Below are 18,467 nucleotides of genomic sequence, written 5' to 3' on the forward strand. Positions count from 1 at the left end.
GCGGCTCCGGACCGTGAACAGCCCCTTCGCCGAAGCCATCCTGAACGGCTCGCTCCTGCTTGCCATCCCCGTGGCGCTGCTGGCCGGCCTGGTCTCCTTCCTCTCGCCCTGCGTCCTGCCCCTGGTGCCGGGGTACCTGGGCTACGTCACCGGACTGAGCGGCGTGGACCTGCAAAAGCAGAAGCGCGGCCGGATGCTGGCGGGCATCGGGCTCTTCGTTCTCGGGTTCTCCCTGATTTTTGTGCTTTTGGGCGGTGCCTTTGGCCAGCTGGGCACGCTGATCACGGGCTCGCAGAACGCGTGGATCACCCAGCTCCTGGGCGTCCTGGTGATCATCATGGGCGTGGTGTTCATGGGCGGTTTCGGTTGGCTGCAGCGTGATGCGAAAATCCATGCCAAGCCGCCGGCCGGCCTGTGGGGTGCGCCCTTGCTGGGGATCACGTTCGGGCTGGGTTGGGCCCCGTGCATCGGGCCTACCTACTCCGCCGTGCAGCTCCTGAGCCTGTCAGGCGGTTCTTCCGCCGCCAAGGGTGCCCTCCTGGCCTTTGTGTACAGCCTGGGCCTGGGCATCCCCTTCCTGCTGATTGCCCTGGCGGTTCGCCGCGGCATGGGCGTGATGTCCTTCTTCCGCAAGCACCGGCTGGCCATCCAGCGCACCGGCGGCGGAATCCTGATTGTCCTGGGGCTGCTGATGGCCAGCGGTGTCTGGGGCACCTGGGTCACCGAACTCCAGTACTGGTTCCAAACCGATGTGAAGTTGCCGATCTGATGAGCGAGCGCGTGAAAGCAAACAAGTTGTCTCCGGCCCAGTCCCCGGCCCCCGTGGCCGCCGCCAAGGCCGAGGCAGCCCTGCCTGTCCTCGGGCCCGTGGGGATGCTGCGCTGGGCGTGGACGCAGCTGACCAGCATGAAGACGGCGCTGTTCCTGCTCCTGCTGCTCGCGGTGGCAGCGGTGCCCGGTTCGCTGTTCCCGCAGCGTCCTGCCAACCCGTCCATTGTGACGCAGTACATTAAGGACAACCCGGATTACGGCAAGCTGCTGGACACCCTGCAGCTTTACGATGTCTACTCCTCGGCCTGGTTCTCAGCCATCTACATCCTGCTGTTCATCTCGCTGATCGGCTGTGTCGTCCCACGCGCCATCGCCCATTACAAAGCCATGCGCTCCCAGCCGCCGCGGACCCCCAAACGTCTCTCCCGCCTGCCCGAGTACGGCACGCTGGTGGTTCCCGCCGACGCCGGCCTCCCGGCGTCGGACGCCATCCGCAGCGCCGCCGGGCTGCTGAGGAACCGCGGCTACCGGGTTGAGGTGAGGGACGACGACGGCGCGCGGCCGTCTTTGGGGGCCGAGCGCGGCTTCCTGAAAGAAGTGGGGAACCTGGTGTTCCACACCTCGCTGATAGGCGTCCTGGTCTCCGTGGCCGTCGGCGGCCTGTTCGGCTACAGCGGCCAGCGCATCCTGGTGGAGGGTGACACCTTCGTAAACACCCTGGTGGGTTACGACCAATTCACCCCGGGCACCAACTTCCAGTCCAGCCAACTGCAGCCGTACTCCATCCAACTGGACAAGTTCGCCGTCACGTTCGACCGCGAATCCAGGGGCAAGTTCGGCCAGCCCATCGATTTCACGGCGGATGTCACTACCAAGGAAACACCGGATGCGCCGGCCAAGCAGGAGGTCCTGAAAGTCAACGACCCTGTGACCCTGGGCGGTACCAGTATCTACCTCACAGGCAACGGCTACGCGCCGTTGGTCACGGTGCGTGACGGTGCTGGCAACGTGGCCTTCCAAGGGCCAGTAGTGGGCAGGCTGCAGGGTGAGAACTATTACTCGTCGGTCGTGATCAAGGTTCCTGACGCCAAACCGGACCAGCTTGGCTTCGCCGGCTTCTTCCTGCCCACGGCGTTCAAAACCGAGGAAGGCGTCTCGTTCAGCGGGGACCCTGAACTGATTAACCCGCAGTTGACCCTGAACTCGTTCTACGGGGACCTGGGCCTGGACGACGGCGCGCCGCAAAACGTTTTCGAACTGGACGTCAAGGACCTGACGCCGCTGAACGCCCGCAACCTGGACGCCGGCGGCATCACCCTGGCGCCGGGCATGAGCTACACCCTGCCGGACGGCAAGGGAAGCATCAGTTTCGACGGCGTGAAGCGCTACGTGGGCGTGGACATCCACCACAATCCCGGCCAGCTCTACGCCCTCATCTTCGCGCTGCTTGCCGTGGCAGGCCTCATCATTTCCCTCTATGTCAACCGCCGCCGGGTCTGGGTCCGCACGGGGACCCACGAGGACGGCCGGACCATGGTGGAGTATGGCCTCCTTGCCCGCGGCGAAGACCACCGGCTGGCCGCTGAAGCCGCGGCCATCCGGAAGCTCCTCGCCGAGGAGTGGAAGCTTCCACCATCCGCTGGAGCTACGGAGGACGCCACGGCTGACTCCGCCCGCACCCAGCAAACTCCCAGCCGCCAGGACCATAATGGCGCAGATTCGCTCACCTCCCCAGCTGGCCCCGTCGGGCCGAAAAAGGACCAGTAATGCCCTTCGCCATCAACGAAACCATGGGCCAGTACAGCGAGCTGTTCATGCTGCTCGCTGCAGGCACGTACACCGTTGCCTTCATCGCCTTCGCCTGGGACCTGGCGAAGAGCAGCAAGGCGCTGCGCGCCGTTGACCTCAAGGCGGCCCAGGCGGAGCAGGCACCGAAGATCCCTGTTGGCGCAGGAGTAGGCACTGCCGGCGCCGGGGCTGACAGGGGCGCTGACAGGACCGAGTCGCACCTCGCCGGGCCGGCTGGCAGGGCTGAGCGGCCGACGTCGGCCTCCGCCCGGCAGGCAGGGGGTGCCTCCGGCGCGGGACAGACCGCCGACGCCGACATGCGCTACGCCGCGGAACGGCGCGCCCCGGCGCGGGTCGCCGTCGCCCTGACCATCCTGGGAGTGCTGATCCACGGCGCCGCAGTCATCACCCGTGCCCTGGGCGCGGGACGCGTGCCGTGGGGCAATATGTACGAGTTCCTGACCACCGGTGCGTTTGTGGCCGTGGCTGTGTTCCTGCTGGTGCTGATCCACCGCGACCTGCGGTTCCTGGGCACCTTCGTGGTGGGCCTGGCCGTCATCATGCTGACGGCCGCCACCGTGGCTTACTTCACCCCCGTGGGCCACCTGGTTCCGGCGCTGCAGAGCTACTGGCTGATCATCCACGTCTCCATCGCAGTGCTGTCCTCGGCCCTTTTTACGCTCACGTTCGCCATGTCAGCCCTCCAGTTGGTGCAGGCGCACCGGCAGAAGACCGTAGCTGCCGGTGGCGCGGACAAGCTGGGCTTCATGCGGCTGGTGCCTTCGGCCCTGAGCCTGGAAAACCTCTCCTACCGGATCAACGCCATCGCCTTCATCGGCTGGACGTTCACGCTGATGTTCGGGGCCATCTGGGCGGAGAAGGCCTGGGGCCGGTTCTGGGGCTGGGACACCAAGGAAGTATGGACGTTCGTGATCTGGGTGGTCTACGCCGGCTACTTGCATGCCCGGGCCACCCGGGGCTGGACTGGGACCCGCGCAGCCTGGCTCTCGATCGTCGGCTACCTGTGCGTGATTTTTAACTTCACCATCGTGAACCAATTCTTTAATGGGCTGCATTCCTACTCAGGCCTCTGAACAGGGGTTTCTTCCAACCGCTCCCACGCTGGCCTGTCGATAGTAAATTCGGTGTATCAATAAGGGTTTTGCCATTGAATTGGTGGTGCTACCTTGGTGGAAGCTCGTCTGTGATGAAGCTCGCGGACGGCCTGCTGCGTTTTTTCCGAGGTACTTATGAGCTACGTTCTCGCCATCGATGTCGGGACCAGTTTCACCGCCGCCGCCATTGCCCGTATCGACCTGATTGCTCCGTCTGTTCCGGAGAGCCTCCCGTTGGGGCTCCGCGGAACGTCGGTGCCATCGGTGGTCTACTATCCCGAGGAAGGCCCCATCCTGGTGGGGGAGGCCGCCGAGCGGCGTGGGCTGGATTCCCCCGACCGGGTGGTCAGGGAATTCAAACGCCGGATCGGAGACGACGTCCCGATCGCCGTTGGGGCTCTGTCCCTGCCGGCGGAGGAAGTCTTCGCCACCATGGCCGGCTGGGTGGTTGACCGGGCCGCGGAACGCGAGGGCGAGCCTCCGTCGCAGATCATCCTGTCGCACCCGGCAGCCTGGGGCGGCCACCGGACCGCCATCATCCAGGAAGCCCTCAGTGCCCGGGGACTGCGCGGTGTCACGCTGATAACGGAACCGGAAGCGGCGGCCCTTCATTACGCCTCCCAAGTCAGGGTGGAGGATGGCAGTACCATCGCCGTTTACGACCTGGGCGGTGGCACCTTTGACACGGCCCTCCTCAGGAAGGCCGACGCCGACCGCTTTGAGTTCCTGGGCCGGCCTGAGGGGATCGAAGGCCTGGGCGGCGCCGACTTCGACGCAGCGGTCCTGCGCCACGTCGCGGCGCACACCGGGGAGGCTTTAGCTGCCCTTGACCCCGCCGACCCCGCATCGCTGGCGTCACTGGCCCGGCTCCGCCGTGAGTGCGTGGAAGCCAAGGAAGCGCTCTCGGCCGACAGCGCGGCCAGCATTTCCGTGTTCCTGCCCGGCATCCACCAGCAGGTACGGCTGGTCCGCTCCGAGTTGGAGGCCATGATCGAGGAACCCATCCGTCAGACGGTGGACGCCTTGGAACGTTCCCTCGATGAGCTCGGCCTGGAGGCGGATGACCTCACCGCGGTGCTGCTGATCGGCGGATCCTCGCGTATTCCCCTGGTGGCACAGCTGATTTCGGAACAGCTCGACCGGCCCATCGCCGTGGACGCCGATCCCAAGTCCTCCATTTGCCTGGGGGCCGCGGTGGCAGCAGTCCGCGCCCGGCAGGCGGCGGCTGCGGCCGCTGTTCTACCCGACGAGGCAGTCACCGCCGTTGGCACGGTTCCTTCCTCGACGACGGCCATGACGTTGACAGCTCTGACAAACGTTGAGCCGCACGGTGACAGCAGCCGTGCCAGCTGGTCCCGGAAGTCCGGCTCCGCTTTTGGCTCCTTGGCTGGCACCGCCGCCGCTGCTGCCGGCGTCGGTGCCAGGGGACATGCAGGCACTCACACAGGAGTCCATGGTCCGGCGGCCAGTTCCGGGCCGCATAGTCCGCGGCCATCCGTGCGGCTCACTGCCGTGGCTGCCGCTGCAGCGCTGTTCACGGTCCTGACCGCCACTGCTGCGCAAAGCCCCGAGGGACTGGGAAGCCTGACGGCGATGTTCGCGCCACAGGAGGCAGCCAAGGACTCCAGCGCCGCAGCCGCAGACCCCGGCACGTCAGCGCCTGACGGCACTGGCGGCGGTGCGCAAGGCGATGGCGCAGCGGATGCCACGGGCGACGGACAGGCTCCGATGAGGGGTATTGAGGCCAGCGCCAAGAAGACCAGTGGTAAGTCCGCAAGCACGCAGGGGATCGAGGCAGCGGCATCGCCCACCAGCAAGCCGTCCACCAGCGCATCCTCGCCAAACCTGGACAGTGGTGGAACGGCAGGCGCGGCCGCAGGTTCCGTGATGGGTGGAACAACCGGTACGACGTCCGATCCAACGCAGGGAACCAGCGGCTCCGGAGCGGCCGCCGGGACAACGCCGACTACGAATCCTGACCCCACCACGGACCCGGTTCCTAACCCGACCACCGACCCGCCGGCGCCTGATCCAACGACGGATCCACCTGCGCCGGTGCCGGATCCAACGACGGATCCGCCTGCTCCGGTGCCGGACCCAACGACGGATCCGCCTGCGCCGGTGCCGGACCCAACGACGGATCCGCCTGCGCCGGTGCCGGATCCAACGACGGACCCGCCCGCGGAAGATCCGATTCCGACTGAGCCGGCGGTCTGAGGCATGGTGGCCTATCATCAGCGGTCAGCCAGGGAGCTCCTCCACGGCCACGCAAGCGAGACAAACGTTGCGCCGCCTCACACCTACGGCACGGACGGAGCGGGACCTGAAGGGACGGGTACGCCTCACGTCGGCACCGAACCGCACGCGCTGGCGCCTGGCAGCCCCCAATACATGGCACAGCAGCTTCGCGGTGAGAACGCTGCAGTCCGGGAACTCCTCCTGGCACTGTCCGTCGGATTTTCCCTTCCCGGTCCGCTGCCGGCGGAGCTGGAGCGGAAGGTGGGCGGCGGGGACGTCGAAAGCCTCGATTCCCTCGTGGCCAAGGCCGAAGCCTCCGGGCTCCTCCTGCCGGACGGCACTGTTGTAGGAACGGCTCAGCACGCGCTCCTGACCCTGACACCCACTGCCCGGATCCACGCGCTCCAGCGCGAACTCGTGGGATGCTTCGCTGCCGAAGGCCGTCCGCTGGGCGACTTTGCCCGCGAACTGGCACGCGGCGGACTGGCTGACCTCCGCGTCGCGGCTGAGCTGGAAAAGGCCGCTAACAAGGCACTCGAACACAATCCAGGCCTGGCTGCGGAACTCTACGGCGAGGCGTTGTTGGCAGGCGCCGACGAATTGTCCACCGCCGCCCGCCGGGCTCACGCCGCAGCGGCCACCGGGGACCTGGATACTGCAGCCCGCATTGTCGACGGCGTGCTGGGATGCCCTGACCCACCCGACCTCCTGCTCGCTGTAGACGTCTCGGCTGCCGTATGGGCGCAGCGGGGGATGCTGGGCCGCAGCGCGGACGTCTACGCCTGGCTGGGCCCATCGCGCGTGGGTACATCCGCCCCAGCCGCCGCCGTCGCTATGATCGGCTGCGGCAACCGCGCCGGAGCCGAATCAATGTTCCCCGGCGGTTCCTCGCCGTCGTCGCCCACTCTTTTGGCTGTGGCGCAGGCCCAAACGGCGAAAGGCATTGTGGAGTCACTGGCCGGGGACCCCCATCAGGGGCTGCCGGTGCTGATCCACGCCTCAGACATGCTGAACGCCTCCGGTGCGACAAGTCCGCTGCCGGATACGCCCGGTGCACTTGCAGCCCTGGTGGCCCTGCACAGCGGCGAGCCGCACCTGGCGGAAACCATCGTTCGCGCCGCGGCCGCCGCAGGCCAGGGTGGCGATGCGGCCAAGCCCAGGCTGTTCCTGCTCCAGGCATGGTCGGCCATGCAGCAGGACAACCCGGAGGATGCCCGGCTGGCCATCAACGAAGCCTCAAAAGCGAACCACTGGCCACTGGTCCCGCGGGATGAATTCCTGTGCGCCGCCCTGGAAGTGGGGCTTGCACGCCGCAGCGGCGAAGTGCACGACCTTGTCCTGGCGTGGGAACGGGCACGGGAGGCCATGCTGCACACGTCCGTGGACCTCTACAACCTCCTGCCTTGGGGCGAACTGATGATCACGGCTGCACGGCTGCGGGAGACCAGGCGTGTCTCGCATTACCTTGACGAGGCATGGACGCTGCTGCATGAACTTGGCGACCCTCCACTGTGGGCGGTGCCGTTGCACTGGGCGGGCGTCCAGGCCGCGCTGCTGAACGAAAGCCCGGCAGACCTCGCGCCGCACGCCACGGCACTGGCTCGGGCAGCAGACCACAGCCACCTCGCATGGGTGCTGGCTGCAGCCGGAAAGGCCTGGGTCTCGGTCCTGGCGGCAAATTTCCAAGCCGCCGATGTGGAAGCAGCGGCCCGCGGGCTGAACGCCGTCGGAATGCCCTGGGAGGGTGCGCGGCTTGCCGGGCACGCCGCTGCCCGGGCAGACGAGCGTAAGGACATGGTGCGGTTGTTGTCCTGCGCCCGGGACCTTCATCCGCAGGGCAGTTCAGCCGGCACGGGAGCCTCCGGACCGTCGGAGCCGCGCGGCACTGCCGCCCCCGAGAACAACAACAGCATGCCCCCTGACGGCGGCTCAGGACTGAGTGAGCGCGAGAAGGAAGTGGCACGGCTGGTCCTTGAAGGCAAGACCTACCGCGAAATCGGGGAGGCGATTTACATCTCCCCGAGGACCGCGGAGCACCACATAGCCCGGATGCGCCGCCGGCTCGGCGCCGAAAACCGCTCCGACCTGTTGGTTCGGCTGCGCCTTGCCCTGGGACCGGAAAACCCCCAGCGGGAGTAGCCCCTAGTACCCCTAACGGGACTGCCGCCGATCCCCTAGCAGGGGGTACGACGGTACGGGGAAGTGACCCGATGCCCGGTCTTTGGGTGGGACCGTACGTTTGATTCAAGCCCGGTATCGACGCCGAGCCAGCCACAACTCAGAGAAGATTTGAGGACCATCCAATGCCTACACTCGCAAACGAGCTCGTCCAATTCCTGATGAGCCTTTTTGGAAACCCGCAAGCAGCGCAGGAGTTCCTGGAGGATCCTGAGCGGGCCCTGGACGATGCCGGCCTGGGCCACGTCTGCTCTGCAGATGTTGATGCGGCCATGCCGGTTGTTTTGGACTACGCTCCCATCACCCTCAACCATTCCTCGTTCGACCGGGAGTACAACACCGGCGGCAACGGCGCGGCAACCGGCCATCATGGCGGTGGCGGTGGCGGTGGCGGCCACACTCCTCCGCCTCCCCACAGCGGCGGACACGGTGGTGGCGGACACCACGACCACGACGACCATGCACATGCTGTCCAGCAGCTGCATCATGTAGTCAACAACTACTCCTACACGTCGACTGTGGATGACCGCGACACCATTACCGACCAGTCCGTAAACCAGAACATCTGGGCCGACGGCGACGTCAAGCAGTGGTTCGACAACGACTCGGTTGTGGCTTCCGGCGACCGCGCCATTGCCGCCGGCGATGACGCCGACGTTGAGGACTCCAACAACATCGAGGACTCCTACAACACAGACAACTCCACGGATAACTCGACCGACAACTCCATCAAGGCTGGCGGCGACGTCAACATCGGCAACAAGGAGACGGACATCGAGGACTCCTTCAACACCGACCTGGACGTGGACGTCGAGGATTCCTTCAACGACAACTCGGACAACTCCATCAACGATTCGTACAACGACAACTCTGACAACTCGACAGAGACCGACGTTGAAATCGACGTTGAGGATTCCTTCAACGACAACTCGGATCACTCGACGGACAACTCGGTGGAGATCGAGGACTCCTTCCAGGACAACTCCACTGACGTTGACGTTGAGGTGGAGGATTCGTTCAACACCGACAACTCCGAAACCACTGAAGTCGAGATTGAGGATTCCTTCAACGAGACCGAAACGGATGTTGAGATTGACGACTCCTTCAACGAGACCTCTACCGAGGTGGAGGTCGAACTCGAGGATTCCTTCAACGACAACTCAGAGACCACCGTCGTCGAGGACAACATTGTTGTTGCCGACAACGAGCTTGAGTTCACGGAGGACAACTCAATCAACACCGAGGTGGAGGTCGACGCCGATATCAGCGCCGAGGACGATTCGACAGTCATCCTCTAACGGCTGGTCCCGGGGTACCGGGAGTGCCCGGCAGGCGGCCCAGAACGCCTGCCGGGCACTTCTCGCGGCAACCCCAACGTCCCTATTTTCGAGACTTGAAGCAAAGGACTGGCTGTGGTTGAAACGCAACGCCCCGGGGGTCTGGCAAAGTCGACGGGACCGGCAAGGCCCTCAACGCCCCTTACGGCGGCGCAACTGACAAAACTCGTGGAACAGGGAATCGAGCTCGTCAGTGCCGGAGACCGCGCCGACCTGCGGAAACGCCTGGAGCAGACGTTGCGCAGGCTGCAGGATCCGAATGTCCGCGTGATCGTGGTGGGTGAATTCAAGCAGGGGAAAAGCAAACTCATCAACGCCCTGGTCAACGCTCCGGTCTGCCCTGTCGATGACGACATCGCTACCTCCGTACCCACGGTGGTCCGGCACGGTGATCCGGCCTCAGCCTCCATCCTCCTGCCCCCTGCGGATGCGGAGCCCGGTGACGAAACTGCACTTGAACGGCAGCCCATAAACATCGCTGATCTCGCCACCTACGTTTCCGAGCGCGGAAACCCCGGCAACGCCAAGAAACTCGTGGCCGCCGAAGTGTTCCTGCCCCGCAAGGTGCTGGCTGGGGGCCTCACCGTTGTCGACTCCCCGGGCGTCGGCGGCCTGGGGTCCACGCACACACTGACCACGCTTACGGCGCTGCCCTCGGCAGAGGCCATGCTTCTGGTTTCGGACGCATCGCAGGAATACACAGAACCTGAGATCAGGTTTCTGAAGCAAGCCATGCGGATCACGCCAAGCGTTGTGGGCGTGCTGTCCAAGACTGACCTGTACCCGGAATGGCGGAAGGTTGCCGAGCTTGACCGCGGCCACCTTTCCCGGGTCTCTGTGGACATCCCGCTTTTCCCTATTTCCTCAGATCTCCGCCTGGAAGCCGCCCGGCTGCAGGACGCCGAACTGAACGCCGAATCGGGTTTTCCCGGCCTGATCGGCCACCTCCGGAACGAAATCGTGGGGAAGGCGGAACGGATCCAGCGCCGTGCCGTCAGCCAGGACTTGCTTTCCGTGACCGAAAATCTTCGCCTGTCACTTCAGTCGGAACTGGCCGCGCTGCAGAACCCGGAAGGGACCCCACAGATGATTGCGGGGCTGGAGGCCGCCAAACTCGAAGCCGACGAACTCCGAAAGCGTTCCGCCCGGTGGCAGATCACGCTCAACGACGGCATCGGCGACCTCATCGCAGACATGGAATACGACCTCCGGGACCGGCTGCGGCGGATCCAGCGTGAGGCTGAGGCTGCCATTGACCTGGGCGATCCTGGTCCCACGTGGCCGCAGTTTTCGACGTGGCTGGAGGAATGCGCCGCGGCCGCGATCTCGGACACTTTTGTTTGGACCAGCGAACGCGCACAGTGGCTGGCTGCGCAGGTTGCTGAGCATTTCTCCGAGGACGAGGTTGCTCTTCCCGTCCTGCGCGTTTCCGATACGGGCGACGCCCTGGATCCCGTCGATGACATGCCCGGGCTGGACGATGGGAAGATCAATCCGATGCAGAAGGTGCTGATCGGGATGCGGGGATCGTACGGCGGCGTCCTGATGTTTGGTCTGCTCACCGGCTTGTTCGGGATGGCCCTGATTAATCCGCTCTCTGTCGGGGCCGGACTGCTGTTGGGGCGCAAGGCTTACCGGGAAGACAAGGAAGCAAGGCTCAAGAGGAGGCAGACGGAAGCCAAGGCCCTGGTTCGCCGGCAGTTGGACGACGTCGTGTTTCAGGTGGGCAAGCAGCTCAAGGACCGGCTCCGGCTGGTACAGCGCTCTACCCGCGACCACTTCACCGAAATCGCCGAGGAACATCACCGTTCGCTCTCCGACTCCGTGGCGGCGGCGCAGAAAGCCGCCACCACCTACAAGCTGGAAAAGGAGATGCGGATCCGGGACATCCAGGCAGAGCTTAAGCGCGTTGACGCCCTGCACCGTATCGCAGAATCGGTGGCGGCCGAGTTGTCAGGGGCCGAAGCTGTGGCGAAGGCAACCGCGAAGCCCATGACAGGGCCGGCCGCCAATCCACAGCCCGCCGGCCCTGGGCCAGGGGCTGACCATCCGGACGGAACCCACGACGGCCGTGACGCGGGCGGCCATCGCTTCGGGAGCGGGCAGAGCCCGCACGCGCTGGCGGCTGGCTGATGAGGGAGGCAACCAGCAGGGGAGTGTCAGAGCTGATCCAGGAGGCCCTCACGGTCTACCGGGATGACGCCACTGCGACGGCAGCTTTGGAAGGCTACTCCGCGAGGCTTGCCGAGCCTCTCCGGGTGGCCGTGGCAGGAATGGTGAAGGCGGGCAAGTCCACCCTGCTCAACGCCATCATTGGCGAAGAGATTGCGCCCACCGATACCGGTGAATGCACACGCATTGTGACGTGGTACCGGTACGGGCATACGCCCCGCATCACGCTCTACCCGATGGCGGGTGAGCCGCGCACGCTGCCACTCAAGCGCGTGGACGGGCGTCTGGTGTTCCTCGGCACGGAGCGCGCGGAAGACGTGGAGAAGCTGGTAGTGGAATGGCCCTCCGAGAGCCTCCGGAACGTGACGCTGATAGACACTCCGGGCATTGCTTCCTTGTCCACGGACGTTTCCGCCAGGTCCGCCAGCTTCCTCAGCCCCGCGGAATCAGCCTCCCAAGCTGACGCCGTCATATACCTTATGCGGCATATGCATGCCTCCGACCTCCGGTTCCTGGAATCATTCCGCGATACCGAGGCCGGACGGTCCGGCACCGTCAACGCCGTGGCAGTCCTGTCCCGGGCGGACGAGATCGGCGCGGGAAGGATCGACTCATTGCTCTCTGCCGGGGATATCGCGGAGCGGTATCGCCGGGACCACAGCCTGCGGAAGCTGGCATTGGGGGTGGTCCCGGTGGCGGGGCTCCTGGCACAGAGTGCCCGGACCATGCGCCAGGCAGACTTTGAATCCCTGGCCCTGCTAGCAGGCCTGGACCGCGCGGCCCGGGAGAAACTGTTGCTCTCGGCTGACAGGTTCCTGCGGGCCGGGGTGCCTGAGGGCCTCACTGCTGATGCCAGGGCATCATTGCTGGAGAGGTTCGGACTTTTCGGGATCCGCCTGGGCGTGGTGCTGATCCGGGCCGGCTTCACCGACCCCACCCCCTTGGCCCACGAACTTGCCAGGCGCAGCGGGCTTGACCCGCTGCTGGCCATGCTGGCCTGCCAGTTCCACGCCCGGGCCGACGCCCTGAAGGCGCGGACAGCACTGGTGGGTGTGGAATCCCTGCTTCGTGCGTCGCCGCGTGAGGGCTCGGGACATTTGTTGGCAGTACTGGAACGGCTTCAGGTAAATGCCCATGAGTTCCGCGAGTTGCGGTTGCTCGCCACCCTGCGGACCGCCGGATCTTCACTCGGCCCTGACTGGGCCCTCGAAGCTGAGAGGCTGACCGGTGGCTCCGGCACGGCGGCAGCCCTGCGACTCGGCCTGGAACCGGATGCCACTCCTGAGGAGATCACCGCTGAGGCCCGGGAGTGCCTCCGACGCTGGCGGGTGCTCTCGGAGAACCCTTTGACTGACCGTTCGGGGCAGGAAGTCTGCCGTGTGGTGATGCGCAGCTGCGAGGGTATCGTTGCCGAAAGCGCGGCCCTGCAGCTGAGCTAGGCCCCTGTTGGCAGGAACCTATTCCTGCTTCCGGGATCGGAGCCAGGCATTGCTGGCGGGCGTAAAGAGCAGAACCAAGCCCGCGAATGCCATCAGTAGCTGGGCTCCCCACAGCAGCCAGACGTAGCTGCCGCCATCGCCGTCGGGAACCAGGAACGCCGCCGCCACCAGCGCTGCGCCCACATGGACCAGCAGCAGCGGGATCATCAGCCAACGGACCCAGCCCTGCCGGCCATTGACGATGGCCAGCCCGGCCGCTTCGAGGAGGATTATCAGCAACATTGCGCCCATGCTGGCCCAGAAGACAATGGCCGAAGCAGCACTGAGGGCGTCCGTGTCGCCGCCGGGTGACATCCCGTCCACTACCGCCCGCAGCCGTTCCAGGTGTGAATCTCGCGTCAGGAATGAACCGACGAGGACGGCGAAGCCGGCAACGAAGCTAAACAGCCAGAGCGTCCGGGCCATACGGACGGAGCGGGGTGTCGGTGGCGCCACCACAATGGGCGCAGGCGAGGCGTAGGACAAGCCTGGCCGTGGCGGCGGCGCCGGAGGGCCGGAAGGCCGGGAAGAGGCACGGCTAGCCTCAGGCTGGGCAGGGGTAGGGGCAGGGGCAGGGGTAGGGGCAGGCCAGGAAGGAACGGGGGAAGCAGATGGCTCACCTGACGGGGGTGCGGGCCTGGTGGCCCGCAGTTGCTGTTCTCCGTCGGGGTCATGAGCCATCGGGATTACTTCCGGTCGTCGGTATCGTGCGTGTCCGCATCCCCGCTGCTGGCATCGCCGGCCCCGCCGTTCACGGTTCCCGTGCCAGTGGGCCCGTGGCCGCCGGTGTCCGGACCGGCGCCGGAGGCCCCGCCGTCGGCCTGCCCCTTCGCTTCCAGGTCATCCTTGAGCTTTTTCAGGCGCGCAGCCTCCGCCTGGTTGCGGCGGCGGACTTCGAGGTTGCGGAGGAAGTCGGGGTCGTCGTCGGGAGCGGTGGGGTGACTGTAGCTCTGCCGGACGGGGGGATTGCCCCGGGGACGGCCAATCAGGAGCCACAAAATGGCCCCCAGTACCGGCAGGACAATCATCACGACGATCCAGGCGGGTTTGGAGATGCCCCGGGTGAGGCGTCCGTCAGTGCGGATCACGTCCACCAGGCCATAAACAAAGATGGCAAGTACTGCGACGGCGAGAACCACACGGAAGAGCATGGCATTAAGTCTATCGTCCGGACGGGGCGGGCGTTCAGGGAGGGCGGCTAAACTTGGAAGGTGGCTTTCCTGAAATATTCCCTGATCCGGCTGGCGCTCTTCGCGCCGCTCTTTGTGCTGTTCCTTTTCCTGGGCCTCGGCGCGGTGATGTCCGTCATCTGCGCTGCAGGCATTGCCTTCGCGGTCAGCTACCTGTTCTTCCAGGACCAGCGCGACCAAGCGACTGAAGCGATGCGCCGCAGGTTCTCGGGCAAGGCCAAGCCCCTGCGCACCGCCGGCGAGGTTGACGACGCCCGGGCAGAGGACACCCTGGTGGACGCCAATCCGGACCTCACCATTCGCACCGGCGCCAAGCCGTCCGGCGGCACAGCAGCAGAATCCAAGCCCTCAGAAATCAAGGGCCAGAACAGCTAGAACCCGTGGCTGAGCACCAGTCCCAGTGAGAACAGCAGGCTGTAGCCGAGGTTGATCAGGCCGGTCTGCTTCAGCACCGGGATGAGGCTCTTGCGCTTGCGTCCGTTGATCATCAGCCAGGCGGGCATCAGGCAGGCGGGGATGAGCAGCAGGACGATCAGCATCCATGGGCGGCCCGGGGCCAGGATGATCACCAGCAGGATGGCGACGGCGAGCATCAGGACATAGCTTTCGCGGGCATGCTTGTCACCCAGGCGGACCGCCAGCGTCTTTTTCCCGGCCTGGATGTCAGTGGGGATGTCCCGGACGTTGTTGGCCATCAGCAGGGCACAGGCGATGAGCCCGGTGCCGATGGCGCCGATGATGGACGCGAGGTTGATTTGTCCGGCCTGCGTGTACGTGGTTCCCAGTGTGGCCACCAGGCCAAAGAAAACGAACACAAAGACATCGCCCAGGCCCATGTAACCGTAAGGGTTCTTGCCGCCCGTGTAGCCCCAGGCGGCCATCACGCAGCCCAGCCCCACCAGGATCAGCCACCAGCTCTGGGTGATCACCACCAGCACCAGGCCAACCACCATGGCGGCTGCGAAGGCGCCGAAGGCCGCGTACTTGACGTGTTCGGGGCGTGCAGCACCGGAGCCCACCAGGCGCAGCGGGCCCACACGGTCCTCATCCGTGCCACGGATGCCGTCCGAGTAGTCGTTGGCGTAGTTGACGCCGATCTGCAGGAGTAACGCCACCAGCGCGGCAAGGATCGCGTTGAAGATGAGGAACGAATCCATTTCAAAGGCTGCGGCTGTACCGATCAGCACTGGCGCGATGGCCGCCGGCAGGGTGCGGAGTCGAGCGCCTTGGATCCATTGTGCGGCTGTGGCCACGGTAAGTACCTCGTGTTGGGTCGGGGTTTGGCAAAACGGTGACGCACCTGCCGCAAAGCTCCGGCCGGTGCAGGTCTACTTTACTTTCCCTGGTGCAGGGAGTTGAGCCGGCCGGTCATGGCCAGGCGGTCCGGTTTGCCGTTGGGCAGCATCAGCAGCTCCGGCGCAGTGAACACGGTTTTCGGGGCGAGGAGTCCCAGCGTCCGGTGCCATTCCTGTTCAAGCACGACGGCGGGATCCCCGCCGGGCGCAGCATCGCCACCCGCTGCGGCCGGGATACCAGCCGCAAATCCCGGCGAGAGGGCCACATAGGCGGCCACGGCCTGGCCCCACTCCGCGGACGGTACGCCGGCCACAAAAGCCGCCGTGACGCCGTCGGACTTTTCCAGTTCTTCCTGCACATGCGCGGCGGAGACCTTGACGCCGCCGGTGATGATCACGTCATCGGCACGGCCCAGGATGGTGAGCCGACCGTCGGCATCGAGGCTTCCGAGGTCGCTGGTGCGGTACCAGCGGACGCCGTCCTCCTCGAAGAAAACATCCGCGCTTTGTTCGGGGGCATCCAGGTATCCGGCGGCAATGGTGTCACCGCCCAGCAGGATGTGGCCGTCTTCGGCGATCCGGACCGCAGAACCTTCCAGTGGATAGCCGTCGTAGATGCAGCCCCCGGAGGTTTCCGCGGAGCCGTAAGTGGTGAACACCCGGACGCCGGCCTCGCGTGCCGCGTCCAGGAGTTTGGCCGACGCCGGCGCGCCGCCGAGCAGGATGCCGTTGAAGCGCCGCAGCGCCGCCAAGGTTTCCGGCGACGGGTCCTCCAGGAGCCGCTGGAGCTGGGTGGGCACCAGGGAGGTGTACCGGAGTTTGTCGGTCAGTTCCAGGGCTGCCGCGGTAAAGGCCTCCGGGGTGAATCCATGCGACATGTCCATGACCCAGGGGCGGGTGCCGGCGAACAGCGAGCGAACCAGCACCTGCACGCCGGCCACGTACTGCACGGGCAGGGCGAGGAGCCACTGGCCCTCGCCCTTGAGCGCGAAGGCGGTGGCCATGGAGGAAGCAGCCAGGGCCTCCACCGTGAGGATAGTGGCTTTGGGGGTCCCGGTGGAGCCGGAGGTGCGGACCACTACCACGGCGTCGTCGCAGCCAGGGGTCTCCACATGGCCCACCACCAGGCCGCCGTCGTCGCTCACCGAAAGCTCGACGGCGGGGCCCTCGCCGTGGAGGGCTGCGGCCAGCGCCTTGAGGGCTGGGTCGATGTCTATGGGGCCGATATTCATGGGTCCGATGTTCATGGAGGTCCTGCCTTAGAAGTAGTGCGGGAAACGGGACCAGTCGGGGTCGCGTTTTTCCAGGAACGCCTCTTTGCCCTCCACAGCTTCGTCCGTCATGTACGCCAGGCGCGTGGCTTCCCCCGCGAAGACCTGCTGGCCGGCCAGTCCGTCATCAGCAAGGTTGAACGCGAACTTGAGCATGCGGATGGCCTGCGGGGACTGCCGGGCGATATCCGCGGCGTACTCCAAGGCCACTTCCTCGAGCCGTTCGTGGTCCACGGCTTCATTGACCGCGCCCATCCGGACCATGTCGTCGGCGGTATATTCGCGGGCCAGGAAGAAGATTTCGCGGGCGGTTTTCTGGCCGATCTGGCGGGCCAGCAGCGCCGAGCCGTAGCCGGCGTCGAAACTGCCCACAGTGGCATCGGTCTGCTTGAACTTGCCGTGCTGGCGGGAGGCGATGGTGAGGTCGGAGACGACGTGGAGGGAGTGGCCGCCGCCTGCCGCCCAGCCGTTGACCACCGCGATGACCACTTTGGGCATGGTGCGCATCAGGCGCTGGACTTCCAGGATATGGAGGCGTCCGGCGCGGGCGGGATCGATGGTTTCCTGCGTCTCGCCGTCGGCATAGCGGTACCCGTCCCGGCCCCTGATCCGTTGGTCCCCGCCGGAACAGAACGAGTGCCCGCCGTCCTTGGGGGACGGGCCGTTGCCGGTGAGCAGGACTGTGGCCACGTCCGGGGTCATCCGGGCGTGGTCCATCGCGCGGTAGAGCTCGTCCACGGTGCCGGGGCGGAAGGCGTTGCGGACTTCCGGCCTGTTGAAGGCGATCCGGACGGTGGGCAAGTCCCTGGTGACGGAGCCGTCTGCAGCCCGCTCCACCTGGCGGTGGTACGTCATGTCCTGGAAGTCGTCAAAGCCGGACACGGTGCGCCAGCGGGAAGGATCGAAAACGTCGGACACCTTGGCGGGGAATTGGTTGCTCACCGAACAAGTCTAGTAATCGGCTCAGCTGATGCAGAACTCGTTCCCTTCCGGGTCCGCCATGGTGTGCCAGGAGTGGGGACCCTGGCTGGCGCTCCAGAGGAACGTCGCTCCCCGGGCCTCGAGTGCCTTCCGGGCCTCGTCCTTATCCCGGCCGTCCAGGTCCACGTCCCAGTGCACCCGGTTCTTGACTGTTTTTTCCTCCGGTGCCGTCTGGAACAGGAGGCGCCGTTCCGGTTTGGATGCGTCGAGTTCCTCGGGCGGGCGGATGGCGCAGCCGTCCCGCCAGACGAGTTTGCCTTTGTGGATCAGGGTCTGGTCCTCGGTGGCGAATCCCTGGTCAATCATGGAGCAGATGAAGCCTTCGTCCTGCGGCTCCACTGCCCAGTCAAGGGTCTCGGCCCACCAGTCCGCAAGGGCGTGAGGGTTCTTGCAATCCGTGACAATCTGAATGTTCAGTCCCATGCCTCCAACCTACGACGGCGGCAGGCGGGCTGGTAGGGGGAGGCGCACCCTCTGCATCGCTTCTGCATCGTTGGAAAATGTGCGCACGTTATCTTGACAGATTGTCATGACATGGATCACAGTTGGGTTAGGAAAGGCTTTTCCGAAACGTGGGCAAGGCGGCCATCGAGTCCGCAGCCAACACCTTCCAGCCATGCCCCGCAGGCACGGAACGCATCGTCAGAGACAGG

General features: G+C 65.6%; 15 protein-coding genes. 9 read left to right on the forward strand and 6 right to left on the reverse strand.

Annotated features, from left to right (window positions below; all coding sequences use genetic code 11):
• Positions 1-13: 13 nt before the first annotated feature.
• The 8 genes from V9L17_RS12150 (at position 14) to V9L17_RS12185 (ending at position 13,038) form a co-directional block, all read left to right on the forward strand.
• On the forward strand, positions 14-769 hold the full coding sequence (locus tag V9L17_RS12150) for a cytochrome c biogenesis CcdA family protein (protein ID WP_337346063.1): 756 nt from the start codon (positions 14-16) through the stop codon (positions 767-769).
• Positions 769-2,538, forward strand: coding sequence for a cytochrome c biogenesis protein ResB (gene resB, locus V9L17_RS12155; RefSeq protein WP_337351602.1), 1,770 nt, complete (start codon positions 769-771; stop codon positions 2,536-2,538). The genes V9L17_RS12150 and resB overlap by 1 nt, the downstream gene beginning before the upstream one ends.
• On the forward strand, positions 2,538-3,653 hold the full coding sequence (ccsB, locus tag V9L17_RS12160; protein WP_337351603.1) for a c-type cytochrome biogenesis protein CcsB: 1,116 nt from the start codon (positions 2,538-2,540) through the stop codon (positions 3,651-3,653). Before resB ends, ccsB begins: the two co-directional genes overlap by 1 nt.
• A gap of 156 nt (positions 3,654-3,809) precedes the next feature.
• Positions 3,810-5,891: an Hsp70 family protein gene (locus V9L17_RS12165; RefSeq protein ID WP_337351604.1), complete on the forward strand. Its 2,082-nt coding sequence runs from the start codon at positions 3,810-3,812 to the stop codon at positions 5,889-5,891.
• 174 nt (positions 5,892-6,065) lie between these two features.
• Entirely contained in the window at positions 6,066-8,051 is a 1,986-nt protein-coding gene (locus tag V9L17_RS12170; protein WP_337351605.1) for a LuxR C-terminal-related transcriptional regulator, read from the forward strand.
• Between the two features lie 164 nt (positions 8,052-8,215).
• Positions 8,216-9,388, forward strand: coding sequence for an IniB N-terminal domain-containing protein (locus V9L17_RS12175; RefSeq protein WP_337351606.1), 1,173 nt, complete (start codon positions 8,216-8,218; stop codon positions 9,386-9,388).
• A 141-nt stretch (positions 9,389-9,529) separates the two neighbouring features.
• A complete protein-coding gene (locus tag V9L17_RS12180; RefSeq protein WP_337351774.1) occupies positions 9,530-11,560 on the forward strand; it encodes a dynamin family protein in 2,031 nt (676 codons plus the stop codon).
• Positions 11,560-13,038: a dynamin family protein gene (locus V9L17_RS12185; RefSeq protein ID WP_337351607.1), complete on the forward strand. Its 1,479-nt coding sequence runs from the start codon at positions 11,560-11,562 to the stop codon at positions 13,036-13,038. Before V9L17_RS12180 ends, V9L17_RS12185 begins: the two co-directional genes overlap by 1 nt.
• Before the next feature lie 18 nt (positions 13,039-13,056).
• Here the strand turns inward: V9L17_RS12185 and V9L17_RS12190 are convergent, their stop codons facing one another.
• Together V9L17_RS12190 and V9L17_RS12195 are read right to left on the reverse strand one after the other, a co-directional pair.
• Complete coding sequence (locus tag V9L17_RS12190) at positions 13,057-13,563, reverse strand: hypothetical protein (RefSeq protein WP_337351608.1); 507 nt, start codon at positions 13,561-13,563, stop codon at positions 13,057-13,059.
• 200 nt (positions 13,564-13,763) lie between these two features.
• On the reverse strand, positions 13,764-14,228 hold the full coding sequence (locus V9L17_RS12195; RefSeq protein WP_337351609.1) for a PLD nuclease N-terminal domain-containing protein: 465 nt from the start codon (positions 14,226-14,228) through the stop codon (positions 13,764-13,766).
• A 60-nt stretch (positions 14,229-14,288) separates the two neighbouring features.
• Between V9L17_RS12195 and V9L17_RS12200 the strand changes: the two genes are divergently transcribed.
• Positions 14,289-14,642, forward strand: a complete 354-nt coding sequence (locus V9L17_RS12200; protein WP_337351610.1) for a DUF4229 domain-containing protein — start codon at positions 14,289-14,291, stop codon at positions 14,640-14,642.
• On the opposite strand, the gene V9L17_RS12205 is transcribed toward V9L17_RS12200, so the two are convergent.
• From V9L17_RS12205 to V9L17_RS12220, 4 genes are all read right to left on the reverse strand, one after another.
• A complete protein-coding gene (locus V9L17_RS12205; RefSeq protein ID WP_337346073.1) occupies positions 14,639-15,520 on the reverse strand; it encodes a 1,4-dihydroxy-2-naphthoate polyprenyltransferase in 882 nt (293 codons plus the stop codon). The two genes, V9L17_RS12200 and V9L17_RS12205, sit on opposite strands and share 4 nt — an antisense overlap.
• Before the next feature lie 80 nt (positions 15,521-15,600).
• Entirely contained in the window at positions 15,601-16,809 is a 1,209-nt protein-coding gene (locus V9L17_RS12210) for an AMP-binding protein (protein ID WP_337351611.1), read from the reverse strand.
• 12 nt (positions 16,810-16,821) lie between these two features.
• Positions 16,822-17,775, reverse strand: coding sequence for a 1,4-dihydroxy-2-naphthoyl-CoA synthase (locus V9L17_RS12215; RefSeq protein ID WP_337351612.1), 954 nt, complete (start codon positions 17,773-17,775; stop codon positions 16,822-16,824).
• A 21-nt stretch (positions 17,776-17,796) separates the two neighbouring features.
• Complete coding sequence (locus V9L17_RS12220) at positions 17,797-18,237, reverse strand: VOC family protein (RefSeq protein WP_337351613.1); 441 nt, start codon at positions 18,235-18,237, stop codon at positions 17,797-17,799.
• Between the last annotated feature and the right edge of the window lie 230 nt (positions 18,238-18,467).

The organism is Pseudarthrobacter sp. CCNWLW207 (assembly GCF_037203945.1).
In the GTDB taxonomy this organism is placed as follows: Bacteria; Actinomycetota; Actinomycetes; order Actinomycetales; family Micrococcaceae; genus Arthrobacter.